Origin of the sequence: Streptomyces sp. NPDC059895 (genome assembly GCF_042731035.1) — a bacterium.
Classification (GTDB): Bacteria; Actinomycetota; Actinomycetes; order Streptomycetales; family Streptomycetaceae; genus Streptomyces.
This window is the reverse complement of sequence record NZ_JBHWKO010000100.1, coordinates 1-8,483: the sequence shown is the minus strand read 5'-3', so window position 1 is coordinate 8,483 and position 8,483 is coordinate 1. Positions and strand designations below refer to the sequence as shown.

The following is an 8,483-nucleotide window of genomic DNA, read 5'->3' as shown; positions in this document are numbered from 1 at the left end:
GGTGGACCACCGACCCACTACGCAAGCCTCGCACCAGCCGACTCGAGCGCCTCAGCCACCAACTCGCCCGCTGACGAATTCAGCAACAGAGTCACACACGGGGTCAAAACTCACCGACCCCAAAGGGGTCCAGGTTCAGAGACCGCCGACAGTCCCGAAGCAACTTGGGCGGGGCGGTGCTTCCCCACTGGGCGCATGACCGTCCGGGGTGCTGACATCGCTCGTGCTCGCTCAACCGGGCACGACAGAGTGACGCAGGCCACGGGAGGGGGGTCCTAGCGGTGCTTGACGGGCTAGCCCATAAATCTGCCAGGCCCGTCGCCCTTCAAGCCATTTCCGCAGGTCAGTCCACGGTTGCGGAGCTTGGTATTCGCCGCTCTATCTTCACGGCACTTCATTCGACACCCGCCTGTCGCGGGGCACGGCTACGCCGTCATACGTAAGGAAGTGTCATGCGCACGCCAAAACTCTGGGGCCGCCTCGCAACGCGGAAGCAGTCAGGCAAGGGCACCGAAGATGCCCGGCCGGTGGACTCGCCGCTCCGCAGGCAGGTCCTGGCCGCCGTCCTCGGGGGCCTTGCCAGGGCTGTTTTCGAGACCTTGCTGAGGTGGCTCTCTTCGTTGCTTTGACCAACGCCGAACGAACCACAGCGCTGAGTGGCCCCTGATCCGCGAGGCCTCGACGCGCACTACTGGCCCATGAGGTGTGGGGCCCGGCCTGGAAGGAGTCCGGGCCCCACTTCGGCGCCTATGAAGCAGCCATGCCGAAGTGCAAGGTCGGGGGTAACCGCGTTCCTCGGGATCACCGCTTCAGGAGTTCGATCGCCGACCGCTTACGAGGGAGGGCCCCGAGCGGGCTGGTGTATGTCGCCGTTGAGTGCTCGGGTGCGCTGGCGTACGTGCTCGTCGATGTCAGGCGTGGATGTCAGCCGGTTGCGCGCTGGGCCTGTGGTTCAGTCGCCTGAGTGGCCCCAGAAGTGGATCTCCTGAGGGTTGCCCTCGTCGTCGTGCAGCACCGCGCATCGTCCGATCCATCGAGATCGGGGGAAGACGTCGAAGTCCTTGACATGCGCCCGGGTCAGTTTGTCCGTCCCCAGCAGCTTGTGCGCTTCCTCGGCCGTCACAGGTTCCACGGTGTTGTAGTCCGGCGTGTCGTCAGGTCCCACGACGCGGAAGACATCCAGGATCGAGTGCGTGCCGGCCTCATGCACCAACTCGTCATCCCACAGCTCCTCCAGCGATCGCGGACGAGGCTCTCGCTCCTCCTCCGGCCGCCAGTCGCCGCCGTTGACCCAGTAGTAGTCCCCTGCCTCGAACACCTCACGCCGCAGTTGCTGAAGCGCAGCGTTCAGGTCTTCCTGGTACGGCACGTAGTAATCCCACTCCGAAGCCCCCACCGGCCCTCATCCCCTTCCTGTTTCCCCTTGATGAGCGAAGCAATGCGAGGCAACGCGTGACCAGCGTCTCTACGGAATCGACCAAGGAAGCCGGGAAGCGAGGCGGGCCCGCAGCACTACGGGCTTTTCTACCGCGGACAGGGCGTCCTCATCGGCGCCGCCGTCGCCGGTGCGGGCATCGCCGGAACCCGTCTCTACTACAAGCTGCGCGCTCGCGGCAGCGGCATCACCGCTGCGCCGGCGTCGGAGCCAGATAAGAAGAGCGGCACCGGCGCCCCTGCGCCGAGCGAAGGGGACGACGCGTAAGCGGGTGCGGATCGAGGCAACAGCCAGGTCTGGGGGCAGAGCGTGTGCCTCGCTGCGCCCCCGCCGGCCTGAGCCACACTGTCGGCCGTCGACCAGGGCAAGGCGCGGCGGCGGAAGCGGATAGGTGGCACCCTGCGCGATGACCTCTTTGTCCCGAAGCGACTTGGGCGGGACTGCTGATCGGTACCAGCATCGGACGTCGCCCTCACGAACGGTCAGCTACGTGTCCGGCGGAACGTCCAGCGCATCGGCCGTGAGCTGATCTTCGGGAGCCCCAGGACCATGCGCTCCATCCGTACGGTGTCCCTCCCGAAGCGCTGCATGCAAGCCCTCACAGAGCACCGAGCCCAGCAGGAGCGCGAACGCATGGTCGCGGGGAAGAAGTGGCAGCCGACGCCGGGACAACCCGACGGTCTGATCTTCACCACGGCGACCGGCCGCGTCACGGACCCGCGCGGTCTGAACCGGATGCTCACCATCCTGTGCCGGACCGCCGGCGTGCGACGCGTGCGGGTGCACGATCTTCGGCACACCTGCGCCTCTCTCCTGCTCGCGCAGGGCGTGGACGCTCGCACGATCATGGAGATGCTCGGGCACAGCACGATCACGATGACGCTGGACACCTACGCGCACGTGATGAGTACGACGCTCAAGGCCGCCGCTGATCGGATGGACGACACGTTGGCCGATGATCCCAAGGACGAGATCTTGTAATCGGGTGCCTTGAGGACGTCGTCGCTGCGACCGACGTAGGCGTTGATGTCACCCGTTGATGCCAAAGGCCCCGCCGGGCGAACCGGCGGGGCCTTTGACCTGTGTGCACTCGGCAGGATTCGAACCTGCAACCTTCTGATCCGTAGGATCGGGCAACAGCCCGTGAGGTATGCCCACGGTCCCAAGTCCTGATCGCTCGGGTTGGTGATCGTGCGCCTCCGTGTACCGACGTTGCCGTCAGAATTGCCGTCAGATCGGATGTGGCTGAAGCCGCGCGCCCGCGCCCATCCCAGCCTCGGCAGAGTCACCAGCCTCGGGCAGAACGCTCTGACGAAGGCTTCCGACGAGTTACGACCTTCCCTGCTGGTTCAAGGCGGCTCGCTCCGCTCACCGCGCGCGGCCCGGCCCCCGGCCAGGCCAGCGCTCCTGCCTCCGCCCCGCTCCAGCCCGGCCGCCATCGCCCCAGGCAGAGCCGAGCAGACACGGCACCTGGCGCCTGCTCCACGGTGTGTGGGTCGACGGCAGATGGGATGGGAACCGGGGTGAGCGGTGCGCCGCGGACAGAAATTTGTCCGCGCATCATCCGCTGGGCGCGAGGGCGACGTGATCAATTGTGGCTGGTGCGCCGATAGAAAGTACGAGGGGGCCGTAGGGGGACCCCGAGCCGGTCGTCAGGGTGTAGGTGCTCCCACGGCAGGACGCTGGACCGTGATCAGCGGCATAGCGTCATGGCATGACTTCGATCAAACCGATCGCTACGGACATCGGACGTGCGGCAGTGCTGCTGCCACTCAGCCTGGCCCAGGTATGCGTAATGCTGACGGATCGCCATTCACTGTCTGTCCGCAGGCTGGTGCACGCCGTGATGGGAATCTTCCTTGGCGCGTTGTCGCTGGTCGCCGTTGGCGTTGAGCTTCTCTTCATCGCCCGTGGAGTGCTATATGGGCTGGTCGACCAGGGGCCCTACGACACCTCCTGGGGCGGGCCGACACGCGCTGGGGCGTGGGTAGCGCATTTCGCGGTCGGCTTACCCATTGCTGTCGCAGCCATGGCCTTGCTCTGGTCCATCGCTGGTATAAACGATCGGCTTGGCGCGCGGTTGGTGCGCGGTGAGCGAATCGGCGTCTGGGTACTGCCTACCGCGCTGCTGGCGTGTGCGGGCGGGGCGGTGTTCGTGGTGGCCTGGCTCCATCAGATTTAGCTCGTCAAGGGAGTCCCGAGGCCCTGACATGATCGCAGCTTCCCAAGCTGAGTGCTCCTGACACCAAGCCTGATCAGCGGCTGCCCCACCCTCACGAGTAGAAGCCGGCCCAGTACTCGTCATGACCGCATACGAAGTCGCCCGGGCGCTCCGCCCTCAGTACCTCGTACCTGGCGGCAAAGACATCCAGGGCCTCATGAATCGAACAGCCCAGATGATCACGGAGTGTCTTGAGTCCCCGGATGATTTGGTTGCTGAGGATCTGCTCGTCGGCAACGTCGACTGCGGCGCCATTGGTCATGGCCGCGATCGAAGCCGATAGGTGGCTCACCGGGCAACAAGGTTGCTGCCGCAGGGCACCCAGGGCCAGTGAGAGCGTGACATGCGTTGTGCCTCACGCGGTGGCCCGCCCGGACCTGGGCCGTCCGAGGCCGCTCGACAGTGACCAATGACGACCGACGACGACTCTGGGGACCCGAGAAGTGCGCCTGAGGCGCGGTTAGGGTGCAGTGAGGCACACACATGCGTGGCCAGTCGGCGCAACCGCCGTCTTGGCTGACTGCCGTCGGCAGCATCTCGTCAGGATGACGAGAAAAAAACCGGAACCCGCACCCTCGCCGGATCGGTCTGAGATCCTGGAGACCGATCGAGAGGGGCCGCAGGTATGGAGTGGAAGACCCACGGTGAGCGCCAGATCTACACCAACAAGTGGGTGAATCTGTGTCTGGTCGACGTCCAACAGCCTGACGGGCGCAGGTGGGAGTACCACGTCGTTCGGCTCCGGCACCTGGCCGTGGCCGCTGTGGTGAACGACCGGCAAGAGGTGCTGATGATGTGGCGGCACCGCTTCATCACGGACTCGTGGGCCTGGGAGCTCCCCATGGGCCTGGTCGAAGAGGGCGAGTCCCCGGAAGAGGCCGCGGCCCGTGAAGTGCTGGAAGAGACGGGCTGGCGGCCCGGGCCCATCAAGCCCCTGATCTACGCGGAGCCGGCCAACGGCATCACCGACTCGCAGCACCACGTCTTCCGCGCGGACGGCGCCACCTACGTCGGCCCGCCTACGGAGAAGAACGAGTCCGACCGCATCGAGTGGATACCCCTCAGCGAGATCCGCGGGATGATCGACCGCCGCGAGATCGTCAGCAGCGGATCCCTCGTCGGCCTCCTCTACCTGCTCATGGATGAGGCGATCCGCTGACCGGTGGGAGGACTGCCCGTAGCCGTGCCTCGAAGGCCAGGGCTACGGGCTCCTGCCTGTGGGGGGCCAACTGGTCGTAGAACTCCCTGAGATGGCCTGACACCCGCTCGGAGGCCACTGCCGACGCGGATTCCAGGGCCTGCGTCGCGGTACTACATGCCTGGTCGAGCTTGCCTTGGTCCAGCTGCGTACGGGCCAGCCAGAACGCGTGGAAGGCGCGGCCGCGCTGGTTGGTGCGGTCTTCCCGGCGCAGCGCATCCGCGATCAGAGGTTCCGCGGTCGCTGCCTCGCCCAGGCGGCCGTGGGCAATGCCCGTGTCCACGATCAGCTTCGGCTCGTCGAAGTAGGCCACCCACGCCGGGTCTGGGTCACGCACCTGGATCTGCTCGAACTGGCGGTGCGCCTCGGCGAGCGCCCGGTGAGTCGACGTCCGGTTGCCAAGAGTGGCATGGGCGAAGGCTTCACGCATGGACAGCATCGACAGGACGCGCGGCGTGGTGCCGAGCGCTGAGCGGGCCTGGTCCTGGGCGGCGGTCACGAGTGCCAAAGAATCCGCGGGCTTGTCCTGGTAGGTCGCCTGCAAGCTCATGCAGGCCAGGACGTTGGCCATGAACTGCCGGTCGTCGATCTCCTTGGCCAGTTGGAGGGCCTCTGTGAAGTACGCGCGGGCCTGGCTGTACTGGCGGGCGTCGAAGTAGGTCCAGCCAGTGAGGCGTGCCAGCTCGGCCGCGATCCCGTAGAGCCCGTTCTGAATGGACGGCGGCCGGCTCTCCTTCAGCAGTCCGACCACGTAGCGAAGCTGGCCGACGATGGCCGGCCGCAGGGCCTCGCCTCCGTGCTGGTCATCTCGTCGCCAGTAGTCCTCGATCGAGGATCGGAAGGCTTCGAGCGTGGCTGTGCTGAGGCTGGTCCGTGTCGCCAACGCAAGGATGCTGTCGACGTCCGGCCCAGGGAGAGAAGCGGGTGGCTGCTGCTCCGGCTCCTGGTCCTCCTGCGGCGTCTCCCGCTCGGCGACAGCGAGAGCCTGCGGCGTCTCCCAGGGGCGGCGGGCCAGACCGAGCATGCCTCCGGGGATGCGCAAGCCGTCTGAGATGCGCTCGATCACGTCCATGTGCAGCAACTGGCGACGACCGGCGATGACCTCGCCGACTCGGCTGGGTGTCAGCTCGCAGCGCCTGGCGATCATCGACGGATAGATACCCGCCCGGACTTTGACCAGCCGGAAGACTCTGGCGAAGTCGCGTACCCGACACGCGTCGATCATCTCGGGATCGGTGAGCAGCCTGGCAGGTAACTCCTGCGGCCGGGATGCGTCGGGCATCGGACTGGCTCCCACACTGCCAGGGCTACGGAACGTCGCCGATTCTCTACTTCCGGCGATGTTACCCAAGTTGGGTAATCAGCCTGACCTTTTAGCGGGGGTGCCTGAATCGCGATGCTCCTCTGCATGGCGAGCAATCAGCAGACCCGACCAGGCATCGGTGCACTGGCGAAGGACAGCACCAACGGACGCATCGGGGTCGTCATGGGTGAAGTCGGCGGTCGTGTGCAGATGCGGCCGATACAGGGCGGCAGGGAGTGGGACGCCATGCCTGACGACGTGGTGTCGCTCAGCGCGCGAGAGGAACTGAGCGCACGCCTGGCCGCGCGGAACGACGACAGCCGGGTCGGGCTGTGATGCGCGCCGTCGGCCGATACGCCGGGGTCCTGTTCATCATCTGCATCAGTGGTTCGTGCGGCTTGGTGATCGGCATGGCCCTCGGCATCAGCCATTAGACCGGCCGCCCCGGACGGGTTCCGTATTCGGCTCCCCGCCCCCGTCCGGGGCCGGCCTCCAGCCCTCCTCGATCGCCCGCCAACCGGGCTCGGTGATCGGGGCGGGCAGCAAGTGCGACGCTCCACCTCACACAAGGAGACTGCACATGACGGCAACGGCGAACGACCAGAGGACCGGTCGCGCGGTGGCAGGTGAGGACCTCTTCGAGAGCCTCGCCCACTTCGTGGTCGTTCACGACGGGCAGACGCCCGAGCGTGCCGAGCGCATCGCGGACCAGGCGGTGGCCTTCGTGGTCACGGCGGCTACGGCCACCGTCCCCATGGTCCCGTCGGACGACGTGGACCTGGGCTTGCACGCGCTCATCCTGCACACGAAGGAGTACGCGCGGCTGTGCGAGCGGTACGCGGGCCGCTTCCTGCACCACAACCCGAAGCCGGGTGGAGGCCCCCGTGACCCGGAGATGGTCACGGCCTCGGCTCGCGCCGTGAAGGCGGCCGGGTTCGTGGTCTTCGACGACCTGTGGACCGTGAACGGCGAGAACCTCGCGCAGTGCGACTCGGACTGCGGCCGTCCCTACGGCCAGTAAGAGCACCCGACAACAGGAACGCGGCCGGCCTCCGCTCACGGCCGGCCGCGTTCACCCGGAAGGAGAAGAGAGAACGGTGTCCGGCTCGACCCCTGAACTGCCGATCGTGGTGCTCGACGCGCTCATGCCCACGACGCAACACCTGGTCATCAATCGTCGGGGCTCCACGATCTGGGAGGTGGAGGGGCCTCGAGGGCACTACGCCGTGAAGCTCGGCTACCCGATCGAGGCCACGGCCGACTGGTCCGCCCAGCCCTGGACCGCTCTCGCGCCCGCGCGTGAGGGCGCCGTGCTCCATCGCCTCGGCTTCGACGAGATCGCCTACGGCGAGTGGGAAAGCGGCACGTGGAACTTCCAGCCATGGCGTGAGGGCCCCGACCTCTACCGGCTGTGGGAGCCCTGCCGCAGGCCGGATTCGTCGATCACCCCCCACACGAGTGCGGCGCTGGGGTGCGTCGAAGCCCTGGCCGAACTTCACTCGAAGGGGTGGGCACACGGTGACGTGCAGCCGGCGCACTTCATCATCGGACCGGAGCGGACGCACCTGATCGACCTGGCCCTTGCCCAGGGTGGACAGGTGCCCAAGGGGTACGACTTCCCGTTCCGCGGCTGCCTCGTCCACTACGAAGCACCGGAGATCTCCCGCAGCGTGCTCGACACGGGGGAAGCCGAGCCGACGCAGGAAGCCGACGTCTACGCCCTCGGCGCCTCCCTGCTCATCTCCGCCACCGGCTGGCGAGCGGTCGAGTACCCGGACGACGCTCCCCGGGCCGAGCAGAGAGAAGCCGTGGCGAACGGCAGGCGTCGCCCCGTGAAGGCACCCGGTGAGCTGGGCGAACTGATCGATGCGATGCTCAGCCACGCCCCGGAGGACCGGCCGACGATCTACGAGGTGGGCAAAGCCCTGAGCTGATCCCGAAACTCGCTCGCCGCACACCCCTGAGCGGCGGCGACCGACAACAAGAGACCGGACCACCCCTCAGCCTGGACAGCATTCCGGGTGGTCCGGTCGTGGAAGCCCTGATCAGGACCCCGGTGCCGATGGTACCGGGGCGGTCGGCGTGCCCGAACGCGGGTGCGACCACAACCCCGTTCTCCTGTTGTCGAGTTGGAGAGGATGACCCTTGCAGCACGGCCGACGAAACCACGGTTCTGGCCTCAGCCACCGAAAGTCAGCCACGGCGGCGGGTGCGCCGAACGAGCACCCGCCTGTCGGCGGTCTCTGAACCTGGACCCCTTTGGGGTCGGTGAGTTTTGACCCCGTGTGTGCAGTTGTTCACCCGGTTGCCGCGCTCGGTGTGCGGC

General features: G+C 66.9%; 8 protein-coding genes and 1 pseudogene. 6 read left to right on the top strand and 3 right to left on the bottom strand.

The annotated features are described in order from the left end of the window. Positions 1-952: 952 nt before the first annotated feature. Complete coding sequence (locus ACFV9M_RS41365; protein ID WP_385079412.1) at positions 953-1,369, bottom strand: hypothetical protein; 417 nt, start codon at positions 1,367-1,369, stop codon at positions 953-955. 561 nt (positions 1,370-1,930) lie between these two features. Here ACFV9M_RS41365 and ACFV9M_RS41360 point away from each other — a divergent pair. After that, a pseudogene (locus ACFV9M_RS41360) lies at positions 1,931-2,416 on the top strand (tyrosine-type recombinase/integrase); the annotation flags it as partial. Positions 2,417-3,149: 733 nt separating this feature from the next. Then, positions 3,150-3,617: a hypothetical protein gene (locus ACFV9M_RS41355; protein ID WP_385079409.1), complete on the top strand. Its 468-nt coding sequence runs from the start codon at positions 3,150-3,152 to the stop codon at positions 3,615-3,617. Between the two features lie 91 nt (positions 3,618-3,708). Here the strand turns inward: ACFV9M_RS41355 and ACFV9M_RS41350 are convergent, their stop codons facing one another. Then, a complete protein-coding gene (locus ACFV9M_RS41350) occupies positions 3,709-3,918 on the bottom strand; it encodes a hypothetical protein (protein ID WP_385079406.1) in 210 nt (69 codons plus the stop codon). 363 nt (positions 3,919-4,281) lie between these two features. On the opposite strand from ACFV9M_RS41350, the gene ACFV9M_RS41345 reads away from it, so the two are divergent. Then, the gene (locus tag ACFV9M_RS41345) at positions 4,282-4,815 is read left to right on the top strand and encodes an NUDIX hydrolase (protein WP_385079403.1); all 534 of its coding nucleotides are present in this window, start codon (positions 4,282-4,284) and stop codon (positions 4,813-4,815) included. Here ACFV9M_RS41345 and ACFV9M_RS41340 read toward each other — a convergent pair. After that, positions 4,793-6,136 (bottom strand): hypothetical protein, encoded by a 1,344-nt coding sequence (locus tag ACFV9M_RS41340; RefSeq protein ID WP_385079400.1) that lies wholly within the window; start codon positions 6,134-6,136, stop codon positions 4,793-4,795. The genes ACFV9M_RS41345 and ACFV9M_RS41340 overlap by 23 nt on opposite strands. Before the next feature lie 114 nt (positions 6,137-6,250). Here ACFV9M_RS41340 and ACFV9M_RS41335 point away from each other — a divergent pair, with 114 nt between their 5' ends. The 3 genes from ACFV9M_RS41335 to ACFV9M_RS41325 all read left to right on the top strand — a co-directional run bounded on the left by ACFV9M_RS41335 (position 6,251) and on the right by ACFV9M_RS41325 (position 8,091). After that, the gene (locus tag ACFV9M_RS41335; RefSeq protein WP_385079397.1) at positions 6,251-6,493 is read left to right on the top strand and encodes a hypothetical protein; all 243 of its coding nucleotides are present in this window, start codon (positions 6,251-6,253) and stop codon (positions 6,491-6,493) included. 244 nt (positions 6,494-6,737) lie between these two features. Next, positions 6,738-7,178 (top strand): glycine-rich domain-containing protein, encoded by a 441-nt coding sequence (locus ACFV9M_RS41330; RefSeq protein ID WP_385079394.1) that lies wholly within the window; start codon positions 6,738-6,740, stop codon positions 7,176-7,178. 76 nt (positions 7,179-7,254) lie between these two features. Continuing rightward, the gene (locus ACFV9M_RS41325; protein WP_385079392.1) at positions 7,255-8,091 is read left to right on the top strand and encodes a protein kinase; all 837 of its coding nucleotides are present in this window, start codon (positions 7,255-7,257) and stop codon (positions 8,089-8,091) included. Positions 8,092-8,483 lie beyond the last annotated feature (392 nt).

Excerpts from the sequence above, each read along its gene's own strand:
- ACFV9M_RS41355 (WP_385079409.1), top strand. The coding sequence starts at position 3,150 with ATGACTTCGATCAAACCGATCGCTACGGACATCGGACGTGCGGCAGTG.
- ACFV9M_RS41350 (WP_385079406.1), bottom strand. The coding sequence starts at position 3,918 with ATGACCAATGGCGCCGCAGTCGACGTTGCCGACGAGCAGATCCTCAGC.
- ACFV9M_RS41345 (WP_385079403.1), top strand. The coding sequence starts at position 4,282 with ATGGAGTGGAAGACCCACGGTGAGCGCCAGATCTACACCAACAAGTGG.
- ACFV9M_RS41340 (WP_385079400.1), bottom strand. The coding sequence starts at position 6,136 with ATGCCCGACGCATCCCGGCCGCAGGAGTTACCTGCCAGGCTGCTCACC.
- ACFV9M_RS41335 (WP_385079397.1), top strand. The coding sequence starts at position 6,251 with ATGCTCCTCTGCATGGCGAGCAATCAGCAGACCCGACCAGGCATCGGT.
- ACFV9M_RS41330 (WP_385079394.1), top strand. The coding sequence starts at position 6,738 with ATGACGGCAACGGCGAACGACCAGAGGACCGGTCGCGCGGTGGCAGGT.